Origin of the sequence: Herbiconiux daphne (assembly GCF_024979295.1) — a bacterium.
Lineage (GTDB): Bacteria > Actinomycetota > Actinomycetes > Actinomycetales > Microbacteriaceae > Herbiconiux > Herbiconiux daphnes.
In genome coordinates, this window is the sequence record NZ_JANLCJ010000001.1 from 63,861 (window position 1) to 86,286 (window position 22,426).

The 22,426-nt window shown below is 71.2% G+C and carries 19 protein-coding genes; 14 read left to right on the forward strand and 5 right to left on the reverse strand.

Features of this window, described 5'->3' with window-relative positions:
• The first annotated feature begins 8 nt into the window (after positions 1-8).
• Both N1032_RS00345 and N1032_RS00350 read left to right on the forward strand, forming a co-directional pair.
• Positions 9-1,217, forward strand: coding sequence for an AMP-binding protein (locus tag N1032_RS00345; RefSeq protein WP_259536686.1), 1,209 nt, complete (start codon positions 9-11; stop codon positions 1,215-1,217).
• Positions 1,218-1,227: 10 nt separating this feature from the next.
• Positions 1,228-2,187 carry a 1,4-dihydroxy-2-naphthoate polyprenyltransferase gene (locus N1032_RS00350; RefSeq protein ID WP_259536692.1) on the forward strand — a complete coding sequence of 320 codons (960 nt, stop codon included), beginning with the start codon at positions 1,228-1,230 and terminating at the stop codon, positions 2,185-2,187.
• A 29-nt stretch (positions 2,188-2,216) separates the two neighbouring features.
• Here the strand turns inward: N1032_RS00350 and lpdA are convergent, their stop codons facing one another.
• Positions 2,217-3,617, reverse strand: coding sequence for a dihydrolipoyl dehydrogenase (gene lpdA, locus N1032_RS00355; protein ID WP_259536698.1), 1,401 nt, complete (start codon positions 3,615-3,617; stop codon positions 2,217-2,219).
• A gap of 41 nt (positions 3,618-3,658) precedes the next feature.
• A complete protein-coding gene (locus tag N1032_RS00360) occupies positions 3,659-3,943 on the reverse strand; it encodes a DUF4229 domain-containing protein (RefSeq protein ID WP_259536700.1) in 285 nt (94 codons plus the stop codon).
• 129 nt (positions 3,944-4,072) lie between these two features.
• Here N1032_RS00360 and N1032_RS00365 point away from each other — a divergent pair, with 129 nt between their 5' ends.
• From N1032_RS00365 to recQ, 3 genes are all read left to right on the forward strand, one after another.
• A complete protein-coding gene (locus N1032_RS00365; protein WP_259536702.1) occupies positions 4,073-4,423 on the forward strand; it encodes a PLDc N-terminal domain-containing protein in 351 nt (116 codons plus the stop codon).
• Entirely contained in the window at positions 4,420-6,369 is a 1,950-nt protein-coding gene (locus tag N1032_RS00370) for a thiamine pyrophosphate-binding protein (RefSeq protein WP_259536708.1), read from the forward strand. The genes N1032_RS00365 and N1032_RS00370 overlap by 4 nt, the downstream gene beginning before the upstream one ends.
• Positions 6,370-6,586: 217 nt before the next feature.
• On the forward strand, positions 6,587-8,695 hold the full coding sequence (gene recQ / locus N1032_RS00375; RefSeq protein ID WP_259536709.1) for a DNA helicase RecQ: 2,109 nt from the start codon (positions 6,587-6,589) through the stop codon (positions 8,693-8,695).
• 159 nt (positions 8,696-8,854) lie between these two features.
• Here recQ and N1032_RS00380 read toward each other — a convergent pair whose 3' ends face one another.
• The 3 genes from N1032_RS00380 to N1032_RS00390 all read right to left on the reverse strand — a co-directional run bounded on the left by N1032_RS00380 (position 8,855) and on the right by N1032_RS00390 (position 10,895).
• Entirely contained in the window at positions 8,855-9,541 is a 687-nt protein-coding gene (locus N1032_RS00380) for a DUF305 domain-containing protein (protein ID WP_259536710.1), read from the reverse strand.
• Between the two features lie 22 nt (positions 9,542-9,563).
• Positions 9,564-10,286: a DUF3105 domain-containing protein gene (locus N1032_RS00385; RefSeq protein WP_259536711.1), complete on the reverse strand. Its 723-nt coding sequence runs from the start codon at positions 10,284-10,286 to the stop codon at positions 9,564-9,566.
• 105 nt (positions 10,287-10,391) lie between these two features.
• A complete protein-coding gene (locus N1032_RS00390) occupies positions 10,392-10,895 on the reverse strand; it encodes a winged helix-turn-helix transcriptional regulator (RefSeq protein ID WP_259536712.1) in 504 nt (167 codons plus the stop codon).
• Positions 10,896-10,960: 65 nt separating this feature from the next.
• Here N1032_RS00390 and N1032_RS00395 point away from each other — a divergent pair, with 65 nt between their 5' ends.
• The 9 genes from N1032_RS00395 (at position 10,961) to N1032_RS00435 (ending at position 22,412) form a co-directional block, all read left to right on the forward strand.
• A complete protein-coding gene (locus N1032_RS00395; protein WP_259536714.1) occupies positions 10,961-12,211 on the forward strand; it encodes an MFS transporter in 1,251 nt (416 codons plus the stop codon).
• 151 nt (positions 12,212-12,362) lie between these two features.
• Positions 12,363-14,564, forward strand: a complete 2,202-nt coding sequence (locus N1032_RS00400) for an acyl-CoA dehydrogenase family protein (RefSeq protein WP_259536718.1) — start codon at positions 12,363-12,365, stop codon at positions 14,562-14,564.
• Positions 14,565-14,836: 272 nt separating this feature from the next.
• A complete protein-coding gene (locus N1032_RS00405) occupies positions 14,837-15,775 on the forward strand; it encodes an ABC transporter ATP-binding protein (RefSeq protein ID WP_259536719.1) in 939 nt (312 codons plus the stop codon).
• Positions 15,772-16,590 (forward strand): ABC transporter permease subunit, encoded by an 819-nt coding sequence (locus N1032_RS00410; protein ID WP_259536720.1) that lies wholly within the window; start codon positions 15,772-15,774, stop codon positions 16,588-16,590. Before N1032_RS00405 ends, N1032_RS00410 begins: the two co-directional genes overlap by 4 nt.
• Positions 16,591-16,592: 2 nt before the next feature.
• Positions 16,593-18,335 carry a sensor histidine kinase gene (locus tag N1032_RS00415; RefSeq protein ID WP_259536722.1) on the forward strand — a complete coding sequence of 581 codons (1,743 nt, stop codon included), beginning with the start codon at positions 16,593-16,595 and terminating at the stop codon, positions 18,333-18,335.
• A gap of 152 nt (positions 18,336-18,487) precedes the next feature.
• Positions 18,488-19,138, forward strand: a complete 651-nt coding sequence (locus N1032_RS00420) for a response regulator (RefSeq protein WP_407933004.1) — start codon at positions 18,488-18,490, stop codon at positions 19,136-19,138.
• An 18-nt stretch (positions 19,139-19,156) separates the two neighbouring features.
• Complete coding sequence (gene pip / locus N1032_RS00425) at positions 19,157-20,116, forward strand: prolyl aminopeptidase (RefSeq protein WP_259536724.1); 960 nt, start codon at positions 19,157-19,159, stop codon at positions 20,114-20,116.
• A 97-nt stretch (positions 20,117-20,213) separates the two neighbouring features.
• Positions 20,214-21,548: an MFS transporter gene (locus N1032_RS00430; RefSeq protein ID WP_259536725.1), complete on the forward strand. Its 1,335-nt coding sequence runs from the start codon at positions 20,214-20,216 to the stop codon at positions 21,546-21,548.
• A 162-nt stretch (positions 21,549-21,710) separates the two neighbouring features.
• On the forward strand, positions 21,711-22,412 hold the full coding sequence (locus N1032_RS00435) for an HAD family hydrolase (protein WP_259536726.1): 702 nt from the start codon (positions 21,711-21,713) through the stop codon (positions 22,410-22,412).
• Positions 22,413-22,426 lie beyond the last annotated feature (14 nt).

A 22,426-nucleotide genomic window follows, 5' to 3' on the forward strand; every position in this document is an offset into this window, starting at 1 on the left:
GTGACACCATGACGCGGCGACTCGAGGTGCTCGACGGCTCCGACACGAGGGGCGTCGAAGCCGCGTTGCGGGCGGCGCTGTCGGGCGACGGCCCCGCGATCCTGCCGCGCGAGCCCGCGGCGATCGTGGCCGGGCCGCAACACGGCCGGCACGCCGCCCCGGCGCTCGGCGACCCCGAGGTCGCCCACGAAGGCCTGGTTCCCGCCGAGGTGCCGAAGGCGGTCGCGCTGGTGATCGAGACATCCGGGTCGTCGGGCGTGCCGAAGCGGGTCGCTCTCAGCACCAACGCGCTGCTCGCGTCGGCCGCCGCGGTCGAGGTGGTGCTCGGCGGGCAGGGGCAGTGGCTGCTCGCGCTGCCGGTGCACTACATCGCGGGTGCCCAGGTGCTGGTGCGGTCGATCGTGGCGGGCACCACCCCGATCACGCACCCGGGGGGCCACTTCTCGGCGCCGCGGTTCGCCGCGATGGCCGACGAGCTCGAGGCGCCGCTGCGGTTCACGTCGCTCGTGCCGGCCCAGTTGCTGCGGCTGGTCGATGCCGCCGAGGGTGACGGCGGCATCCGGAGGTCGATCGCGAGGTTCGACAGCATCCTCATCGGCGGTCAGGCGCTGCCGGCGGCGCTCGCCGAGCGGGCGGCCGAGATGGGCTTCTCGATCGTGCGCACCTACGGCTCGACCGAGACCGCCGGGGGATGCGTCTACGACGGCCGGCCCATCGGCCAGACCGTCGCCCGCGAGAACCATGGCGAGATCGAGCTCTCTGGTCCCACCCTCGCCGAGGGCTACCTGGGCGACGACGACCTCACGGCGCAGAAGTTCCACTCCGACGCCGGCGTGCGCTGGTATCGCACCGCCGACGGGGGCACGGTCGAGAACGGCCTCGTGCAGGTCACCGGCCGGCTCGACAACGTCATCATCTCGGGCGGCATCAAAGTGGCACTCGACCGAGTCGAGCGGGTGGTGCAGGGCCTGCCGGGCTTCGAGCAGGCGATCGTGGTGGGTCAGCCGAGCGACGCCTGGGGCCAGGTTGGCGTCGTGGTGACCGACGGCCCGGTCGCCGACGACTCGCTCGAGATCGTGCGAACCGCCGTCATCGACGCGGCCGGCCGGGCCGCCGCGCCGGTCGAGATCCGCCGTGTCGATCGGCTGCCCCGCCTGGCCTCGGGCAAGCCCGACCGCCTCTCGGCCGCCAGGTCGCTCCGAGCGCGCGCGAACTAGAATCAGCCCGATGTCGAAAACCAAGAAGCGCCCCTCGGGCCATCCCGCTCGCGTCTCCGCGGGCCGCAAAGCCCCAGTCGCCGCCGGTCCTGCCGGCCCTCGATCCGCCGCAGGCGCCTGGATCGCCGGCGCCCGCCTGCGCACGCTGACCCTCGGTGTCGCACCCGTGGCGCTCGGCACCGGTGCGGCGATGGTGATGACGGATGTCTCGAAGCTCCGCATCCTGCTCTGCCTGCTGGTGGCGATCTTCCTGCAGGTGGGCGTCAACTACGCCAACGACTACTCCGACGGCGTTCGCGGCACCGACGACGTGCGGGTCGGGCCGCCGCGTCTCACCGGGTCGGGGCTCGTGCCGGCCAAGCGCGTACTCGCGGTCGCGCTCGTGTTCTTCGGCCTAGCCGCCGTGGCGGGGCTCGCGCTGGTGATCCTCACGGGGTACTGGTGGCTGCTCGTCGTGGGCGCGGCCGCGATCGCCGCGGGCTGGTTCTACACCGGCGGCAAGCATCCGTATGGCTACTACGCCCTGGGAGAGCTGTTCGTCTTCGTCTTCTTCGGGCTCGTGGCCACGATCGGCACGACGTTCATCCTCGCCGGCGACGTCAACACCGAGAGCTGGGCCTCGGGCATCGCCGCCGGCGCCATCGCGTGCGCCGTGCTGATGGCCAACAACATCCGCGACATCGATCAGGACCGCCTGGTGAAGAAGCGCACGCTCGCCGTGCTGATCGGGCGCACGGGCTCGCGCGTCGTCTACGTGTTCTGGCTGCTCGTCGCCTACGCGAACCTCGCGTTCTTCGCGCTGCTCTACCCGCTCGCGCCGCTGGTGTTCTTCACGCTGCTGCTCACCGTTCCCGCGGCGATCATCATGTTCACCGCCAAGAAGCCGCGCGAATACATCACGGTGCTGCAGCTGACCAGCCTGTTCGGGCTGCTCTACGGCATCGGGCTGGGGCTCGCCTTCGCGTTCTGAGGCGCGCGCCGCGCCCTGAACGCCGGGCGTCAGAAGTTGATCATGTGCCCCGTGAGGCCGTGGAAGTCCTCCTGCAGGGCTTCGCTCAGCGTGGGGTGCGTGTGCACGTTGCGGGCGAGCTCGGTGGCCGTCAGATCCCACTTCTGAGCCAGGGTCAGCTCGGGCAGCAGCTCCGAGACGTCGGGTCCGATGAGGTGGGCGCCGAGCAGTTCGCCGTACTGCGTGTCGGTGATCATCTTCACGAAGCCGACGGGCTCGCCGAGACCGTGCGCCTTGCCGTTGGCCTGGAACGGGAACGACACGACCTTGATGTCGTGCCCCTCGTCGCGCGCCTGCTGCTCGGTGAGTCCGAACGAGGCGACCTGCGGCTGGCAGAACGTGGCGCGCGGCATCATGCGGTAGTCGCCGAGCGCCATGGTCTCGGCGCCGGCGATGGTCTCGGCCGCCACCACGCCCTGCGCCTCGGCCACGTGGGCCAGCTGCAGCTTGGCGGTGACGTCGCCGATGGCGTAGATGTTCAGCACGTTGGTGCGCATGAAGTCGTCGATGGCGATGGCACCCCGCTCGGTGAGGGCCACCCCGGTCGTGTCGAGGCCGAAGCCGTCGACCCGCGGCGCGAAGCCGATCGACATGAGCACCTTGTCGGCCTGGATCGACCCGGTCGAGCCGTCCTTGGCCGTGTAGGTGACCGTGACCGACGATCCGTCGTCGACGACCGCCTCGACCTTGGTGGAGGTCAGGATGTCGATGCCGATCTTCTTGTACTGCTTCGCGATCTCTTTCGAGACATCCGCGTCTTCGTTGGGCAGCGCGCGGTCGAGGAACTCGATGATGGTGACGTCGACGCCGTAGTTCTTCAGCACGTAGGCGAACTCCATGCCGATGGCCCCGGCGCCCACGACCACGATGGAGCGCGGCAGGTCGCGGGTCATGATCTGGGTCTCGTAGGTGACGACGTTGTCGCTCAGCTCAACGCCCGGCAGCAGGCGCACGGTCGACCCGGTGGCGATGATGGCGTCGTCGAAGGTGACCGTCTCGGAGCCGCCGTTCGAGAGCGCGACCTCGATGGTGTGGGCGTCGGTGAAGCGGCCGTGGCCGTCGAGCTCGGTGATCTTGTTCTTCTTCATCAAGAAGTGCACGCCCTTGACGCGGCCCTCGGCGACCTGGCGGCTGCGGTCGAACGCGACGCCGAAGTCGAAGGTGACCTCACCCGACATGCCGAACTGTGCGGCCTGGTGGGTGAAGATGTGCGCCAGCTCGGCGTTGCGCAGAAGAGCCTTCGAGGGGATGCATCCGACGTTCAGGCACACACCGCCCCAGTACTGCTTCTCGATGACGGCGACCGACTTGCCGAGCTGGGCGGCTCGAATGGCGGCGACGTAGCCGCCGGGGCCGGCTCCGAGCACGACGACGTCGAAGTGAGCGGGCATGGGTGTCTCCTTGCAGGTTGACGGGTTTCGGGGGAGGGACGTTATTTCGCGTTGTCGACGGCGTCGTCTTCGACGTCTTCGTCTTCGGACTTCTGGGCCGTCGCGCGGGCGGCCTGATGGCGGTTGTTGCGCGCTTCGTAGAGGGTCTTCGAGGCCTCTTCGCGGGGCTTGCGCAAGAAGATGATCGAGATGCAGAGCGAGATGAGGGCTCCGATGACCGTGGCGATCCACGGCGTGATCTGCAGCAGGATCAGCACGGTGAGGGTGACCGCGAACACCCCCAGGCGGAGGAGGGTGTAAACGAGCCAGGTCTGTCCGGGTTTCACGCCTTCGAGTCTATGACGGCCCCGCCCGGCACCTGCCGAAAAGCCCGGATTCACGGGCCATTGGCACGGTCAGGTTGCGGTTTGGAAACACGCAGTCGACTCCCTGATGCCGGGGGTACAGTTACTGACATGGCTCGCGTACTCCTTGCCCTCGTCATCATCGTGGTGGCCTTTACCGTGTACGCGCTCGTCGACTGTCTGATGCTGCCGAAGGCGCGTGTGAAGGCTCTTCCGAGGGTGGCCTGGTTCTTCATCATCCTGCTGTTCACGCCCCTCGGGGGCATTCTGTGGCTGCTCATCGGGCGCGGCCGGCGCGCGACGACGCGGCCGGTTCGAGCGGTGGGCCCCGACGACGATCCCGACTTCCTGGGCACCATCCGGCCCATCCGCGATCCCAACGAAGACGAGCGCATCCGCGAGCTCGAGAAGCGTCTCGCCGAGACCGACGACGAGCAGGACAACGGCAGAACCGACCGGTGACGCCGAGCCCGGCAGCGACGTTCGCCACCCGGCTCGTGCGCGCTTTCGCCGCCCTCGGGGTGGAGCACGCGATCGTGTCGCCCGGGTCGCGGTCGCAGGCGCTGGCCCTCGCGCTCGCCGCACTCGAGAACGAGGGGCGCATCACCCTTCACGTGCGCATCGACGAACGGGATGCCGCCTTCACGGCCCTCGGCATCGCCCGTGAGAGCGGGCGGCCGGCGCTGGTGGTGACGACCTCGGGCACCGCGGTGGCGAACCTGCTGCCGGCGGTGGTGGAGGCGTCGCACTCGGGCGTGCCCCTGATCGTGCTGGCCGCCGATCGCCCCGAGGGGCTGCGGGGCACTGGTTCGAACCAGACCACCTGGCAGCCGGGCATCTTCGGGCGGTTCGTGCGGCGGGAGTTCGATGTCGACGCGCCGCGGCCCGACGCGATTCCGGATGCGCGGGCGCTCGCCGCCGAGGCGTTCGCGGCCGCCGTGGGGGGTGTTGCGGGTGCTGGGGCCGGGCGTGCTGCGGGTGCTGGGGGTGCCGCAAGTGCTGGTGGTACAGGTGTCGCGGATGCTGACCGTGCTGGTGGTGCTGCGGAGGCGACGGATGCCGCGGCCTCGGCCGGTGCCGGCCCGGTGCACGTGAATCTGCAGTTCGTGGAGCCGTTGTCGGGCGAGATCGAGGCGGAAGGCGACCCCGAGACCGTCGACGCCGGGGAGACGAGCGGGGGCGACGGGTCGCCGGCCGGCGACGGCCGGGCGCGTGCGGACGCCATGAGCGGAGCCGACGAGGGCGCCGAGTGGCGGCATCCGGCGGTCTCGACCGTGGTGGTGCACGTGGAGCGCGGGCCCCGCACGGTCGTGATCGCGGGAGCGGATGCCGGCGAGGCTGCCAACGAGTTCGCGCTCGCGGCCGGGTGGCCGTTGCTCGCCGAGGTGTCGAGCGGGGCCCGGTTCGGGCCGAACCTCGTGGTGCTCTACCGGGAGCTGCTGGCGCACGACGACTTCGGGGGGAGGGTCGAGCGGGCGGTCGTGTTCGGGCATCCGACGCTGAGTCGAGAGGTGCCGGCGCTGCTGGCGCGCGACGACGTCGAGACCATCGTGGTGCGGGGAGCGGGTGAACCGGTGCGGCCGCATGCGCGAACGCTCGTGGCCGACGCCGTGACCGCCGACCCGGAGGACCGTTTCGACCGCGCAGCCCGGGCCTGGACGGGGCAGTGGGTGTTCGCGAGCCGCGAGCTGCTCGAGCAGCAGAGCGACGAGGTGGCGGCGCCCCTGGTGTCGGCGGGGGGATCGGACGACCTCGCGGCGGCCCGCGAGTTCGCGCGGGCCGAGCTGGCGGCGCTACGGGCGCCGATCTCGCGGCGTGCCCTTGCGCTAGCCGTGTGGCGGGCGACCTGGCCGCACGACCGGCTCGTGCTGGGGGCGTCGCGGCTCATCCGGGAGCTCGACGCCGTGGCGCCGGGCAAGAAGATCACGGTGCACGCCAATCGCGGCCTCGCGGGCATCGACGGCACGGTGTCGACGGCCGTGGGCATCGCGCTCGCCAGCCAGACGGCGCCGCTGGCGGGGGGCGCGAGCAGGACCGGGGCCGGGGCCGGCACCGGCGCCGCGGCGCGGGCCCGGGCGGGCACGACGCGTGTGCTGCTCGGCGACGTCACGCTGCTGCACGACGTGGGCGGGCTGCTGCTGGGGGCGGGGGAGGTGCGTCCGCGCATCCAGCTGGTCGTCGGCAACGACGGTGGCGGCACCATCTTCGACTCGCTCGAAGTGGCCGGCACTGCCGACCGCGACGCGTTCGACCGGGTGATGTTCACTCCGCACCGGGTCGATCTGGCCGCCCTCGCCGCCGCCTACGGCTGGCAGCACCGGCTCGTCACCGGGCGAGGCGACCTCGACTCGGCGCTCGCGTCGCCGGCCGCGGGCCCCAGCATCCTCGAGGTGCCGCTCGCGCGCTGAGGTCGTGCCCGCGCCGCCCTTCCCCTCGAGAAGTCGAAAAGTGGTCTTCGACGGCTCGTTCTAGAGCGGATGTTGACTTCTCGGCGGCGGCGGTAGGGCGAGTGGTAGGGGTGGCATGAGGGAGCGACTTCTCCTGCACATTCTCGGGAGGCGTGGTCGGCCGAGCGAAGGCTGTGCACAGCGACCGGATGTCGCACGCGCGAACTAGGCTCGTTGCGTGACCCAAGCATCCGCATCCGTAGCTCTCGACACCCTCAGCCGGGTCTTCGGGTATGAGTCGTTCCGCGGCGACCAGGCCGAGGTCATCGACCACGTGATCGCGGGCGGCGACGCCGTGGTGCTGATGCCGACCGGTGCGGGCAAGTCGCTCTGCTATCAGGTGCCGTCTCTCGTGCGGCCCGGCACCGGCGTGGTGATCTCGCCGTTGATCGCGCTCATGCACGATCAGGTCGAGGCCATGAAGGCCGTGGGTGTGCGTGCCGCCTTCCTCAACTCCACCCAGGGTGCGGCCGAGCGGGCCGAGGTCGAGCAGGCCTACCTGTCGGGCGAGCTCGATCTGCTCTATGTCGCTCCCGAGCGGTTGTCGGCCGAGAGCACGAAGCGGTTCCTCGAGAACGGCAAGATCGCCCTGTTCGCCATCGACGAGGCGCACTGCGTGTCGCAGTGGGGCCACGACTTCCGCCCCGACTACCTCGCGCTCGCCGAGCTCGCCGAGCGCTGGCCCACCGTGCCGCGCATCGCGCTCACGGCCACGGCCACCGAGGCGACGCACAAAGAGATCACCCAGCGCCTGTCGCTCGGCGACGCCCGCCACTTCGTGGCCAGCTTCGACCGGCCGAACATCCAATACCGCATCGACCCGAAGAACGAGGTGCGCAAGCAGCTGCTGTCGTTCATCCGCTCCGAGCACCGGGGCGACGCGGGCATCGTCTACGCGATGTCGCGCAAGACGGTCGAGCAGACCGCGCAGTTCCTGGCCCAGAACGGCATCGACGCCATGCCCTACCACGCCGGTCTCGACGCCGGGGTGCGAGCGCGCACGCAGGCCCGGTTCCTGCGCGACGAAGGGGTCGTGATCGTGGCCACCATCGCGTTCGGCATGGGCATCGACAAGCCCGACGTGCGGTTCGTCGCCCACATCGACCTGCCGAAGTCGGTCGAGGGCTACTACCAGGAGACCGGGCGCGCCGGCCGCGACGGTCTGCCGTCCACGGCGTGGATGGCCTACGGGCTCAACGACGTGGTGCAGCAGCGGCGCATGATCGACGAGTCGCCCGGCGACCTCGCCCACCGGCGCCGGTTGTCGGCGCACCTCGATGCGATGCTGGCCCTCTGCGAGACCGTGCACTGCCGACGGGTGAACCTGTTGGCCTACTTCGGTCAGAAGAGCGAACCCTGCGGCAACTGCGACACCTGCATCGAGCCGCCCGAGTCGTGGGACGGCACGATTCCGGCCCAGAAGCTGCTCTCGACGGTGGTTCGCCTCGAGCGCGAGCGCAACCAGCGTTTCGGTGCCGGGCACCTCATCGACATCCTGCGCGGCAAGCGCACCGATCGCGTCGCCCAGTGGGGCCACGACAGTCTCACCGTGTGGGGCATCGGCGACGACCTCAGCGAGCAGCAGTGGCGCGGAGTGGTGCGGCAGCTTCTGGCCCAGGGTCTGCTCGCCGTGCACGACGACGGCTTCGGCACCCTCGTCATCACCCCCGACAGCGCGGCGGTGCTCTCGGGCGAACGCGCGGTGCAGCTGCGCCGCGAACCGGAGCGCCCCGCGTCGAGCCGGTCGGGCGGCGGCAGCTCGAGCGGCCGGGCGTCGAGATCGAGCGCGAAGCTCGAGCTGTCGGATGCCGATGGTGAACTGTTCGAGGTGCTGCGCGCCTGGCGCGCGGCCACCGCCAAAGAGCAGGGCGTGCCGGCCTACGTGGTGTTCCACGACGCGACCCTCGCGGCGGTCGCTGCGCTGAAGCCCACGAGCGTCAGCGACCTGGCCGGCGTGCCGGGCATCGGTGAGCGCAAGCGCGAGAGTTATGGGCCGGGCCTCGTGGCCACGGTCGTCGCCGGAGCCTTCGTGCCGCCTGAGGGTGGGGCCGAGCCCGCCGCCGAACGCGCGCCGCGATTCGAGAAGGCGCGGGCATCACGAGGGCGATCCCGCACGGTGTCGCGCGGCGACCGCACCGAGGGCCCGCTGTTCGACGCCGAAGCCCCGCCGCTCGACGAGGCGCCGCCCTTCGATGACGTTCCGCCGTTCGACGACGCGCCCTTCGACGATGCACCGCCGTTCGACGACTTCGGGCGCTATGACGATCGCGACGCTCCGCCCGCCTGATCGCGACGCTCCGCCCGCCTGAACGCGACGCTCCGCCCGCCTGACCGCGCGGGGCACGAGCGGGTCAGACCTCGGACCGGACGGTGAGCCGTCGAGGCGCCGCCGGGGCTACCCAACCGCTGCGCGAGTCGACGGCGTGACGCGGATGCCGCCGCGGCGCTAGTCGCCGAGCCCGGCCAAGAGCGACTTCATGTACTCGATCTCGCCCGTCTGGGCGAACACGATCGAGTTGGCGAGCGGAACGACCAGCGGGTCGGTCGACCGCGCCAGCACCGCGTCGGCCATCTCGACGCCGCCCTGGTGGTGCGCGATCATCAGCTGCAGGAACAGGCGCTCGGCGTCGACGCCGGTCAGCTCCGAGAGGCGCGCGATGTCGTCATCGGTCGCCATGCCGGGCATCGGCTCACCGGGCTGCATGTCGGCATCGGCGGTGTGCTGGTGCGACCCCGCACCACCGTCGGCACCGCTCAACACGGGCTGCAGCATCCAGGTCATCGCCGGCTGCGACGAGGCCTGCGGCAGGTTCCACGCGTTCAGCCAGGCATACATCTGGCCCGACTGCTGGGCTTGGCTGGTGGCGATGTCGTAGGCCAGCTGGCGGATCTCGGGGTCGTCGGTCTGGGCACGGATGATCATCGCCATCTGCACCGCCTGGTCGTGGTGCTGCTGCATGTCGCGGGCGAACCCCGCCTCGACGCTCGTGGTCGACGGGGTCGGCGTGCGGGGGGCGGCCAGCCATCCGGCGGCGAAGGCGACCACCGCGATCAGCACGGCGGCCACGATCGCGGCGACCGCCACGCGCCCGCGTGACACGCCGGGGCGCGGCGTCGTCTCGGCGTCGCTCACGCCCTCACGCCCGTCATGCCCGTCACGCGACCTTGCCGGGACCGTCCACTCCGCCGGTGCACGGGGCGCCGGGCTCGGGGGCGTCGGCCGACTTCCAGAACTTGGCCACGAACTCCCCGAGGCGCGGGTCGTCGACGCCGTCGAGCGCGACCTGGTTGCCCCAGGCCGAGGCGACGACCGGGGAGCCCAGGTCGGCGTAGGGCGAGAGCACCACGAAGGTGTCGGGCAGCTGCGACCTCAGCGTGTCGACCCCGGCGGAGTCGACCAGCGTCGGGTCGTAGGTGACCCAGACGGCGCCATGCTCGAGGTCGTGCACCGCGTTCTCGTTGGGCACCGGCTCGGAGTAGACGCCGCAGTTCAGCCACACGCCGTTGTGGTCGCCGCCGGCCGGCGGGGTCTGCGGGTAGTCCACCGTGCCGTCGACGTGGTTCGCCGTGAGGCCCGAGTAGGTCTGCAGACCGGCGATCGAGATCGACGCCGGGTCGACCTTGGGGGTGGCGCTCGACACGACGAAGCCGATCAGCAGGCCGATCGCCGCGACGCCGGCCACACCTCCGGTGATCCAGCCGATCAGGCGGTTGCGCCGTTGGCGCTTCTGCTGGGCGACCATGGCCGCCACCTTCTCAGCGCGTCGCGCGTCGCGTTCCTGCTTGACCGTGAGCTTCTTCGCCTGGTCTTTCGCCTTGGGCGGGAGCGACGACGACGAGTTCGACGACGAGTCGGGGGAATCGGAACGGGAAGGCAACGGCTCTCATTTCGATGGCGGCGAGCAGGGGCGCTCGCAGGACTTGACGCTACAACTATTCACAGGATGCCTGGAAAATGCATGTGTGCGCAACGACGTCGGCGCTTAGCGGAGGGGCTCCCAGGGCTCGCGCGCCGCCGGCCCCGGCACGAAGACGGCCTCGTCGGTGGCCACCGGATGCCCCTCGTCGTCGACGAAGGCCACCGACAGGGGGCGCTGGTCGACCGCGTCGACGAGCACCGACGTCTTGCCGCCGCTGTAGGGGTTGTAGGTGTCGCCCCACTGCACGAGCGAGCCCACCACCAGGGCCAGGCCGCGGCCGCTCTCGGTGAGGTGGTAGCTCGAGCGCTCCCGGGAGCCGGGCTCGCGGTAGGCGCGCTTCTCCAGCACGCCGGCGTCGACGAGCTTGGTGAGGCGGGCCGACAGGATGTCGCTCGGGGCGCCGAGAGACTCGCGGAACTCCGAGAACCGCGTGCGCCCGCGGAAGGCGTCGCGAATGATCAACAGCGACCACTTCTCGCCGATGATGTCGAGGGTGCGCACGATCTGGCACCGCGCCTCGCTCTGCGACGCGGGCTCTCGGGGCTCGGCCTGCTTCGTTGTGACCATGCGCCCAGGGTACGTCGTCCGCGTCTAAATTGGAAATTCCAAGTCAGAAGGCGTACAGTGCCGTCATGACGACAACTTGGCGCCTCGGCCGCCGCGGAACCTTCTGGTCGGCCTCGGCCGTGCTCGCGCTCTGCCTCTGGGCGAGCGGGGCGCCGAGTGTGCTCTACCCGGTCTACGCCGCCGAGTGGCACCTGCCCGCCGTGGTGACCACATCGGTGTTCGCGGCCTACCCGCTCGCGCTGCTGATCGTGCTGCTGCTGTTCGGCGGTCTCTCCGACAGCATCGGCCGGCGGCGCGCCATCCTTCTGGGCGTGGCGCTCATCGCCATCGCCGCCGCGGTGTTCGCCGTGGCACCGAACGTGGGCTGGCTCTACGCGGCCCGCGTGCTGCAGGGCGTCGGCACCGGCTTCGCGCTCGGGGCCGCGAGCGCGGCGCTCGTCGAGAACAACACCTCGGCCAACCCGCGGGTGGCGAGCACCCTGACGGCGGCGTCGACCGCCACCGGCCTCACGCTCGCCCTGCTGGTGTCGGGAGTGCTCGCGCAGTATGCCCCGCTGCCCCTCTTCCTCAGCTTCGCCGTGCTCCTCGTGCTCGCCGCGGTCGCCTTCGTCGCGGTGTGGTTCACCCCGGTCGACACCGCAGGGCTCGGGAGGCCGAGCTGGCGGCCGGCCGCCCTCAAGCTCCCCCGCGGCATCCTGCTCGCCTTCATCGCGGCGACCGTGTCGGTGTCGCTCGCCTACAGCGTGGGTGCCATCTTCTTGTCGCTCGGCGCCCAGATGGCCCGCGACCTCACCGGCACCACCGATCTGCTCGTCGTGGGCGCCCTGCTCGGCATCTCGTCGATCGCCATCGGGGTCACGGCGCTGCTCTTGCGGCGTGTTCCGGCCCACATCTCGATCATCGTGGGGGGCATCGTGTCGCTCGCCGGGCTCGCACTCATGGCGGGAGCGGCGGCGAGCGGCTCGATCGCCCTGTTCCTGGCCTGGTGCGTGGTAGGCGGCGTGGGCTACTCGTTCGCGTTCACCGGCGGACTCGGCCTCGTGAACCGCACCGCGCCGGCCCACCACCGCGGCGCCACGCTGTCGATGCTCTACCTGTTCTCCTACCTGCTGCAGGCGATCACGGCCATCGGCGCCGGCGCCCTCGCCACGGCGGCCGGTCTCGCGCCGGCGGTCGACATCCTGGCTCCGATCGTGGGCGTGCTGGCCGTGGCCGCGATCGTCTTCGCCACCGTGCACCTGGCCGCCGAGCGGCGCGAGCGGCGCGCGGATGCCGCGACCGGTTTGTCTGCCTCGGTGGTGCAAACCCGCGCCTGACTGTGGAATGTCCACAGTCGTGCGGTCGCGGCATCCGGTGCCGTTTGTAGCCCGGTCACGGCGGGATTCCTCTTCGCGCGAGCGCCTTCTAGCGTGGGAAGCGGCTCGGCGCGCGCCATCGCGGATGCGCGCCACGACGATGAGGACGACGATGACGCACACGGTCGACACGAAGAATTCCGACGGCTCGCGCCGCGCCGACGACGCGGTCGAAGCGGCGGCGATCGAGAGCGAGCTCGACGCCTCGGCTCGCGTGGCCAAGAAGCCCGGCGCGGGGGACTCCCGCCGCGCGTCGACCAACGACGTGGTGGTCGCCCGCACCGACGTCGAGCGCCTCGGCCAGTACCTGCTCGGCACCTGGGCCGACGTGCGGCTCGCTGCGCGCGAGCTCACCGCCCGCCCCGAACTGCAGCGCATCGACGGCCTCACCCTCGACGAGCACCGGCAGCGCGTGTTCGGCCAGCTGAAGCTGCTGGTCGAGAACGGGCAGGTGCACCGCGCCTTTCCGTCGTCGCTCGGCGGTGAAGACGACCACGGCGGCAACATCGCCGGCTTCGAGGAGCTCGTGACCGCCGACCCGAGCCTGCAGATCAAGTCGGGCGTGCAGTGGGGGCTGTTCGGCGCGGCCGTGCTGCACCTGGGCACCGCTTACCACCACGAGACCTTCCTGCCGGGCATCATGAGCCTCGACGTGCCGGGCGCCTTCGCCATGACCGAGACCGGCCACGGGTCGGATGTCGCGGCCATCGGCACCACGGCCACCTACGACGAGGCGACGCAGGAGTTCGTCATCCACACGCCGTTCCGCGGGGCCTGGAAGGACTACCTCGGCAACGCCGCCGTGCACGGCACCGCCGCCGTCGTGTTCGCCCAGCTGATCACGCGCGACGTCGACCACGGGGTGCACGCCTTCTACGTTCCGCTGCGCGACGAGACGGGCGCGTTCCTGCCGGGCATCGGCGGGGAGGACGACGGTCTGAAGGGCGGCCTCAACGGCATCGACAACGGCCGGCTGCACTTCGACCAGGTGCGCATCCCGCGGCAGAACCTGCTCAACCGCTACGGCGACGTGGCCGAGGACGGCAGCTACCACTCCGTCATCGAGAGCCCCGGCCGTCGCTTCTTCACCATGCTCGGCACCCTCGTGCAGGGCCGCGTCTCGCTCGACGGCGCCTCGGTCGCGGCCGCCAAGATCGCCCTGACCATCGCCGTCACCTACGGCAACGAGCGCCGGCAGTTCACCGCTGGCAGCGACACCGACGAGGAGGTGCTGCTCGACTACCAGCTGCACCAGAAGCGGCTGATGCCCAAGCTCGCCACCACCTATGCCGCGAGCTTCGCGCACGAGCAGCTGCTGACGAAGTTCGACGAGGTGTTCTCGGGCGCCAGCGACACCGACGAAGACCGGCAAGACCTCGAGACCCTCGCGGCGGCGCTCAAGCCGCTGTCGACCTGGCACGCGCTCGACACGCTGCAAGAGGCCCGTGAGGCCTGCGGCGGCGCCGGCTTCCTCGCCGAGAACCGGCTGGTGGGGCTGCGCGCCGACCTCGACGTGTACGCCACCTTCGAGGGCGACAACCACGTGCTGCTGCAGCTCGTGGCCAAGCGGTTGCTGAGCGACTACAGCCGCCGGTTCGCCAAGGCCGACTTCGGCGTGCTCGCGCGCTATGCCGTCGAGCAGGCGCGCGGCCGCACCGTGAACGGAACCGGGCTGCGCTCGCTCGCACAGACCGTGGCCGACTTCGGCTCGACCGCGCGCTCGGTGGGTCAGCTGCGCGACGCCGCGGCCCAGCGGCAACTGCTCACCGACCGGGTCGAGACCATGGTCGCCGAGGTGGCGGCGAAGCTGCGCCCGGCGTCGAAGCTGTCGAAGAAGGATGCCGCCGACCTCTTCAACCTGCATCAGAGCGAGATCATCGAGGCCGCGCGGGCCCATGCCGAACTACTGCAGTGGGAGGCGTTCACCGAAGCGATCGAGGGCGCCTCGGGAATCGCGGCCGGACTCGACGACGGCACGCGCGTGGTGCTCACCTGGCTGCGCGACCTGTTCGGCCTCGGCCTGATCGAGAAGCACCTCGCCTGGTACCTCATGAACGGCCGGCTCTCGCCGAAGCGCGCTCAGGCCGTGGGGCTCTACACCGAGCGGCTGTCGGCCCGCCTGCGGCCGCATGCCCAGGATCTCGTGCGCGCGTTCGGCTACGGGCCCGAGCACGTGCGGGCGGCCATCGCGACGGGTGCCGAGAAGGCGCGGCAGACCGAGGCGCGCGACTACTACCGGGCTCAGCGCGAGTCGGGCACCGCGCCCGTGTCGGAGAAGGCGGCCGCCAAGAAGCCCGCGGCTACGCGCGCCTAGCCCCCCGCCCCCGCCCCCCTCCCCTCCACGCACCCCCCGCCCCTCGTTTTCGCCGAGTGGTCACTTTCGGCGGTTCCCGCCGCGCCTTGGCGCAGAAAGTGACCACTCGGCGAAATGGGGGGGTGCGGGGAAGGGGGGCGCGGGGAGGGGGGCGGTACCCGGGTATGACGCGGGCCGGGGCAGACGGCACCGGGGGCCGATGGGGCGCCGTGGCGGCATCCGTAGCGTGAGGAGTGCGCAGTGAGCGCACGAACCTTTCGTCAGGAGAATTCATGATCGAGGCGACATCCTTGACCAAGCGCTACGGAGCGCGAACAGCCGTCGACTCGGTCGACTTCGTGGTGCGGCCCGGGCAGGTGACCGGCTTTCTCGGGCCGAACGGCGCCGGCAAGTCGACCACCATGCGCATGATCGTCGGGCTCGACCGGCCGAGCGCTGGCCGGGTCACCGTCAACGGCAAGCCCTACGCCGAGCACCACTCCCCGCTGCGCGAGGTCGGCGCCCTGCTCGACGCGAAGGCCGTGCACACCGGCCGCAGCGCGCGCAACCATCTGCGGGCGATCGCGGCGACCCACGGCATCCGGAGCGGTCGCGTCGACCAGGTGATCGAACTGACCGGTCTGCAGTCGGTCGCCGGCAAACGCGTCGGCGGATTCTCGCTCGGCATGGGCCAGCGGCTCGGGCTCGCGGCCGCTCTGCTCGGCGATCCGGCGACCCTGATCCTCGACGAGCCGGTCAACGGGCTCGACCCCGAGGGCGTGCTCTGGGTGCGCGGGTTCGTGCGGCAGCTCGCCGCCGAGGGGCGCACGGTGCTGCTCTCGAGCCACCTGATGAGTGAGATGGCGCTCACCGCCGACCACATCATCGTGCTCGGAAAGGGCCGGGTGGTCGCCGATGCGACCGTCGCCGAGATCGTGGGATCGACCCATACCTTCGTGCGCGTGCGGAGCCCCCGCATCGACGAGGTCGCCCGCCGCATCGCGCAGGCCGACGTGACGGTCACGAGCGTCGAGAGCGACACGATCGAGGTGCGTGGCCTCTCGGCCGACGTGATCGGCGACGCCGCGCTCGCGATCGGTGTGGCGTTGCACGAGCTCACCACGGTGCAGGGGTCGCTCGAGGAGGCCTACATGCAGCTCACCCGCGACGAGGTGGAGTACCGCACCACGGTGGGCTCCGGCCTCGCCCAGGCAGAGGGGGTGGCCCGATGACCGCCGCCGTCGTTCCGGCGCCCTCGCGCGCCTCGTTCGAGCAGCCCTCCGCGGTGCGGCTGCGCTTCTCGGGCATCCTCGCCAGCGAGTGGATCAAGCTCACCACGCTGCGCTCGACCGTCTGGGCCTACGCCATCGTCGTGGTGGTGCAGATCGGCATGGGCGTGGTGCTCGTGCTCACCCAGGGAGACCTGGATGCGCCGGGCCAGGCGGCGAACCAGCTGGCCGTGCTGCCGTCGACCCTCGGCATCCTGCTCAATCAGCTCGTGATCTCGGTGCTCGGCGTGCTCGTCATCAGTGGCGAGTACGGCACCGGCCAGATCCGCTCCAGCCTCACAGCGGTGCCCCGGCGCACGCCCGTGCTGGTGGCGAAGGCGATCGTGTTCTCGGTGACGACCTTCGTGGTGGGGCTGGTCTCGGTGTTCGCGGCCTATGCCGTCACGTGGCCGCTGCTCGAGGCGCGCGGTGTCGCCTCCGACCTCAGCGACCCCGATCTCTGGGGCCGTCTGGTCGGCGGCGCGGGCTACCTCGCACTCGTCGGGTTGATGGCGCTGTTCCTCGGCGCGGTGCTGCGGCACACGGCCGGCGGCATCGCAGCGGCACTGGGCCTCTTGCTCGTGCTGCCCTCGGTGCTGTCGTTCATCGACGCCGACTGGGTGCGCGTGCTCGTCGACTGGCTGCCCGGCAACGTCGGCCAGACGCTGTTCCTCGGCAGCAGCACGTTCGAGCCGTGGCAGGCCGTGCTCGTTATGCTCGGGTGGATCGCGGTGTTCGCTACGGCGGCCGTGGTTCTGCTGAAACGGAGGGACGCCTGACGATGGCGGCACCCGGCCCCGCAGGGGGTCCAGGCTTCGAGACCTCGGCGCCGGCGGCTCGTCCGTCCGGCGCCGAGGACTTGCGGCTGCCCAAACCGCCGGGCTTCGTGAGGTCGTATTTCAACCGGCATCCGTGGCTCTTGGACGGGCTCATCGCCGGCGCCTACCTCGTGCCGATGGGCGCGTATTCGCTCTACGTCTTCGGGCGCTCGGTGGCGGAGGGGGTGCCGTGGTACGGCTTCCTGTTCGTCTACGCCACCGGGGCCGTGTCGGTCGGTCTGCTGTTCCGGCGCTACGTGCCGCACATCACGGCGGCGATCTCGGCGGCGTCGCTGGTGCTGCTCAGCACCGAGACGCAGCAGATCGACGTGGTGCCGATGGTGTTCGCGCTGTATGCGCTCGCGGTCTACCGCACGGCGCGCGCGGCCTGGCTCTGGACGGCGGTAGCCGTGGTGGTGGGCGCCGTGTCGGCGTTCATCAACGATTCGACCGACCTGGTGGAGGCGATCGGCTACGGCATCCTGCTCGCCCTGGTGATGGTGATCGCCACGCTCGTCGGCATCACGTTCGGCAATCGGCGCCGCTATATCCAGGCGCTGCTCGACCGGGCCGCGCAGCTCGCCCGCGAACGCGATCAGCAGGCCCAGCTCTCGGCGGCGGCCGAGCGCGCGCGCATCGCCCGCGAGATGCACGACATCGTGGCGCACAGTCTCACCGTGATCGTGGCGCTCTCCGACGGCGCCGAGGCCAGCGTCGACCGCTCGCCCGAGACCGCCCGCGAGGCGATGCACCAGGCGGCGAGCACGGCACGGCGGGCGTTGACCGACATGCGGCGCACCCTGGGGGTGCTCACGGCCGCGGAGGGGGCCGGCGGTGGGGCGGGGGGCGAGCCGGCCTCCGGAAGCCTCGGCACCCTCGGTCGGGAGGCCGATGCGCGTGGGGGAGGCCGTGGTGGCCTCCCGATCGAGTCCGGCGGGGGAATGGCCTCCGCGGGAGCCGCACCAGGGGCAGGAGTGGGAGCTGCAGCCGGGGTGGGAGCGGGAGCAGCAGCGGGAGCCGGACTGGGTGGTGGAGGAGCAACGGATGCCGCCGCACTCCTGGCGCCTCAACCGGGTCTCGACGACCTCGGCGAGCTGATCGCGTCGTTCCGGGCTGCAGGGTTGCCCGTTCGCTACACGACACACGGCGAGCCGCCGGGCGACCGGATGCTGCAGCTCGCGGTGTTCCGGGTGGTGCAGGAGAGCCTCACGAATGCACTGCGCTACGCGGTGCAGGCGTCGGCGGTCGAGGTCGTGCTCGACTTCGACGCCCGTGCGGGCGCGGGCCGCGGCATCACCATCGACATCAGCGACGACGGCCTCGACCCGGGCCGCGGCGCCGCCTCGGCCGGATCGGGCCGCGGCCTCATCGGCCTGCGCGAGCGCGTGGCGGTGCACGGCGGAACCGTGGTGGTCGGCCCCGCCGGTGCGCGCGGCTGGCGGGTGCACGCCGAACTCCCGTCTCCGCCGTCGTCGCCCCCGGGAACGACGGCCCCGATCGCGCCCCATGCGCCGGTGTGGCCCGCGGCATCGAGTGTGTCCGCACCACCGGTGTCGCCGGCAGCGCCGACCACGCCCTCGCCCGCGGCACCCGCGTCGCCTGCGGCACCCGCTACGCCTGCGGCACCCGTTGCGCCGGCGGCACCCGCGTCGCCGGCGGCACCCACCGGGCCCCCGGCGCGCGACCTCGAAGGAGACGAATGGTGACCGACCGCACGCACGAGACATCCCACCAGCCACGCCACGAACCATCCCACGAACCACCGCACCAGCCACCCGCGGCCGGTGCCACCACCGACCCGGCGGCGCGACGCATCCGGTTGCTGCTCGTGGATGATCAGCACTTGATCCGGCTCGGCATGCGTCTGGTGCTGGAGTCGAACGACGAGTTCGAGGTCGTCGGCGAGGCCGGCGACGGGCGGGAGGCCGTGGCGGCGGCGGCCCGGTTGCGGCCCGACGTCATCCTCATGGATGTGCGGATGCCGGGCATGGATGGCATCGAGGCCACGCGCGCGATCGTGGCGGGCGATCCGGCGAGCCGGGTGATCATCCTCACCACGTTCGACCTCGACGAGTACGCGTTCGCGGGCCTCAACGCGGGAGCCAGCGGGTTCCTGCTGAAAGACGCGCAGCCCGTCGAGCTCGCGGCCGCCATCCGGGCCGTCGCGAGCGGAGACGCCGCGGTGTCGCCGCGGGTGACCCGCAAGCTGCTCGAACTCTTCGGGCCGCAACTGCCCGGCGGGGCCGCGGCCGCGGCGTCGCCCGAGGGTCGAGCGGCGGCATCCGGTGACCCCGCCGACGACTCGTCGGCCCGCCTCGCGACACTCACCGAACGGGAGCGCGAAGTGCTCGTGGCGATGGCCGAGGGGCTCACCAACTCCGAGATCGCGGCGCGCCTCTATCTCTCGGAGTCGACCGTGAAGACCCACGTCGGCCGCGTGCTGATGAAACTCGAGCTGCGCGACCGGGTGCAGGCCGTGATCTTCGCCTACTCGGCGGGGCTGGCCTAGCCGAATACCCTGGAAGGCATGCGCACCTTCTACCCCGAGATCGAACCCTACGAGCAGGGCATGCTCGACGTCGGCGACGGCCAGACGATCTACTGGGAGGAGTCGGGCAATGCCGCCGGCAAGCCCGTCGTGTTCCTGCACGGAGGCCCGGGCGGCGGCACGAACCCCACCCACCGGCGGCTGTTCGACCCGGCGAAATACCGCATCGTGCTCTTCGACCAGCGCGGGTGCGGCAAGAGCCTGCCGCACGCGAGCGAACCGGGCGCCGACCTGTCGTCGAACACCACCTGGAACCTCGTGGCCGACATGGAGCGCCTGCGCGAGGCCCGGGGCATCGACCGCTGGCAGGTGCTCGGCGGCTCGTGGGGCAGCACCCTCGCCCTCGCCTACGCCGAGACGCACCCCGCCCGCGTGACCGAGCTCGTGCTGCGCGGCATCTTCACGCTGCGGCGCAGCGAGCTCGACTGGTTCTATGAGGGCGGCGCCTCGGCCATCCTGCCCGACCGCTGGGAGACGTTCGTCGAGCCGGTGCCCGAAGCGGGGCGGCGCTCGATGATCCGCAGCTACCACGACCTGCTCAACGACAGCGACCCCGCGGTGCACGGCCCCGCCGCGGTCGCCTGGTCGACCTGGGAGGCGTCGGCCATCACCCTGCTGCCGCGCGAGGAGCTGATCGCCGCCTTCGCCGAGCCGAGCTACGCCCTCGCCTTCGCGCGCATCGAGAACCACTACTTCGTGAACGAGGGCTGGTTCGAGCCCGAGCAGCTGATCCGCGACGCGCACCTCCTGCGCGACATCCCGGGCGTCATCGTGCACGGCCGCTACGACCTCTGCACGCCGGCCTACATCGCGTGGGATCTGCACCGGCAGTGGCCCGAGGCCGAGCTGCACCTGATTCCGGATGCCGGTCACGCCTTCGATGAGCCCGGCATCCTCGATGCCCTGATCACCGCCACCGACGGCTTCGCCGACCGCTGACGCCGCGGGGTTCGCCGGCCGCTGACGCAGCCGCTTTCGCCGACCGGTGAGGCGCCTCGACCCTTCCGATGTCAGAGGGGATGTGTACGCTGTTCACATGTCCGATTTCACCGCGCACCCTGCCACGCCGGGCGAGCCCGCGCCGGAGCCCGCCGCCGTTCCCGCGCACTGGCAGCGGAATGTCGGGCTCTTCCTGAGCGGCCAGACCATCTCGCTGTTCGGCTCGATGATCGTGCAGTACGCGGTGATGTGGTACGTCACGTTCGAGACCCAGTCGGGCCTCGCCGTGGCGCTCTACGCGGTGGCGGCGTTCCTGCCGCAGGGCGTGGTGTCGATCTTCGGCGGCGTGCTCGCCGACCGCATGAATCGGCGGGTGCTCGTCATCATGGCCGACGGATCGATCGCGGCCGTGACCCTCGGGCTGGCGCTGCTGATGCTGAACGGTGTGACCGATCTGTGGATCATCCTGCTCGCCGTCGCCGTGCGCTCCGTGGGCGCGGGGGTGCAGACCCCGGCGGTGCAGGCGATGATTCCGCAGATCGCGCCGCCCGACCAGCTGATGCGCGTGAACGGCATCTTCCAGACCATCCAGTCGGCGATGGCGCTGCTCGCTCCGGCGGCCGCGGGCGCCGTGTTCGGGCTCTTCGGCATCGTGCCGCTGTTCTTCATCGACGTGGTCACGGCGGTGATCGGCATCGGGTTCCTGGTGTTCGTGTCGGTGCCGACCCTCGCCACCATCGCCTCGAAGACCTCGAGCTACCGCGACGACCTCGTCGAGGGCATGCGCTACATCGCCCACCACGCGGTGGTGCGCTGGCTGCTCATGGTGTTCGCCATCATCTTCCTGCTCACCGTGGCGCCGTCGTTCATCACGCCGCTGCTCGTGGCACGCACCTTCGGCACGGAGGTGTGGATGGTGACGGTGCTCGAGATCGCCTTCAGCGTGGGCATGCTGCTCGGCGGCGTGCTCGTGTCGACGCTGCTGGCCAAGCGCAGCCGCATCGGGCTGATCCTGTTCTCGACCTTCGGGTTCGCGATCTTCACCATCGCACTCGGGCTGAGCCCCAACCTCTGGGTGTTCTACGGCTTCATGTTCGCGTTCGGCCTGCTGGTGCCCCTCTTCTCGGCTCCGTTCATGACGCTGGTGCAGGAGACCGTCGAGCCGGCCATGCACGGGCGGGTGTTCAGCTACGTGGGCATCGTGATGGCGCTCGCCACTCCGATCGGCATGCTCGTGTTCGGCCCGCTCGCCGATGTCATCAGTGTGCAACTGCTGCTGGTCTGCGGTGGAGTGGCCACGATCGTCGTGATCGTGGTGGCCCTGCTGCTGCCGTCGGGCCGTGCCGCCGTCGCGGCGGCGAAGACCCAGGTGCCGCTCGAGACGGCGGCCGAGGAGGCAGCCGACGCGCACGGAACCAGCTCGGCGCGCTGACGCACCTCGGCCCGGGGGAGCGGTTCGACTCCCGGGTGCGCCTCGCCGCGCTGACGCACGTCGGCCCGCGTCGACCCCCGTGCACCGAATCGCCCCAGAGCTTCACCGCACGTTCACCCGGGCGTCGGATGGCGGTGCCCTGATCGGGTGACACGCCGTCGCATGATGTGCAGAAGCCGAAGCGCCGCCCGGGCGGCGGCCTGCACGGCGACGGATGGGGGCACGGTGACCAGGGCGGTGGATCGGCCGGTGGCGACCCTCGGCGAGACGATGGTGCTCTTCGACTGGAACGGCGCCATCGTCGTCGACGCCGATCGGGCGCGCGCGGCGCTCAACGCGGTGCTGGCCCGCCGGGGCCTTCCGGTGCTGGGCGAGACCGAGTTCTCGCTGCGATTCCGCCTGCCTCTCACGCAGCTGTTCGGCCGCCTCGGCATTCCGGCCACCGACCGGGCGGCGGCCGAGCAGGAATGGAACGCCGAGATGGCCGACACGCACGCCCATCTGCGCGAGGGTGCGACAGCGTGTCTTTCGGCACTCTCCAAGGCCGGCGCCTGGCTCGGCGTGGTGTCGGCGGCATCCGCTGCGGCCGTGCGGTTCGATCAGCGGTCGCTCGCGGTGCCGTCGGTCTGGAACTCGGTGGAGTCGTCGGTGACCGACAAGTTCGAGCTGCTGCTGCGGCACCGGCCGACGCGGCCCAATGCGTTCTTCGTGGGCGAGAGCGCCGACGACCTGCGCTGCGCGTCGGCCGCCGGTTACACGCCGATCGGCGTGACCGACGCCCACGCGAGCGCCGCTGCCCTGAGGGCCGCCGGCGCCTCGCACGTCATCGGCGCGCTCGACGAACTGCTGACGATCGTCGTCTGACGCGCGGCCGGCGG

What these genes read in the sequence shown, in the direction of transcription:
- N1032_RS00405 (WP_259536719.1), top strand. Translation starts at nt 14,837, where the DNA reads ATGATCGAGGCGACATCCTTGACCAAGCGCTACGGAGCGCGAACAGCC.
- N1032_RS00395 (WP_259536714.1), top strand. Translation starts at nt 10,961, where the DNA reads ATGACGACAACTTGGCGCCTCGGCCGCCGCGGAACCTTCTGGTCGGCC.
- N1032_RS00420 (WP_407933004.1), top strand. Translation starts at nt 18,488, where the DNA reads ATGCGTCTGGTGCTGGAGTCGAACGACGAGTTCGAGGTCGTCGGCGAG.
- N1032_RS00415 (WP_259536722.1), top strand. Translation starts at nt 16,593, where the DNA reads ATGGCGGCACCCGGCCCCGCAGGGGGTCCAGGCTTCGAGACCTCGGCG.
- N1032_RS00410 (WP_259536720.1), top strand. Translation starts at nt 15,772, where the DNA reads ATGACCGCCGCCGTCGTTCCGGCGCCCTCGCGCGCCTCGTTCGAGCAG.
- lpdA (WP_259536698.1), bottom strand. Translation starts at nt 3,617, where the DNA reads ATGCCCGCTCACTTCGACGTCGTCGTGCTCGGAGCCGGCCCCGGCGGC.
- N1032_RS00365 (WP_259536702.1), top strand. Translation starts at nt 4,073, where the DNA reads ATGGCTCGCGTACTCCTTGCCCTCGTCATCATCGTGGTGGCCTTTACC.
- N1032_RS00400 (WP_259536718.1), top strand. Translation starts at nt 12,363, where the DNA reads ATGACGCACACGGTCGACACGAAGAATTCCGACGGCTCGCGCCGCGCC.
- N1032_RS00390 (WP_259536712.1), bottom strand. Translation starts at nt 10,895, where the DNA reads ATGGTCACAACGAAGCAGGCCGAGCCCCGAGAGCCCGCGTCGCAGAGC.
- N1032_RS00345 (WP_259536686.1), top strand. Translation starts at nt 9, where the DNA reads ATGACGCGGCGACTCGAGGTGCTCGACGGCTCCGACACGAGGGGCGTC.
- pip (WP_259536724.1), top strand. Translation starts at nt 19,157, where the DNA reads ATGCGCACCTTCTACCCCGAGATCGAACCCTACGAGCAGGGCATGCTC.
- N1032_RS00435 (WP_259536726.1), top strand. Translation starts at nt 21,711, where the DNA reads ATGATGTGCAGAAGCCGAAGCGCCGCCCGGGCGGCGGCCTGCACGGCG.
- N1032_RS00350 (WP_259536692.1), top strand. Translation starts at nt 1,228, where the DNA reads ATGTCGAAAACCAAGAAGCGCCCCTCGGGCCATCCCGCTCGCGTCTCC.
- N1032_RS00430 (WP_259536725.1), top strand. Translation starts at nt 20,214, where the DNA reads ATGTCCGATTTCACCGCGCACCCTGCCACGCCGGGCGAGCCCGCGCCG.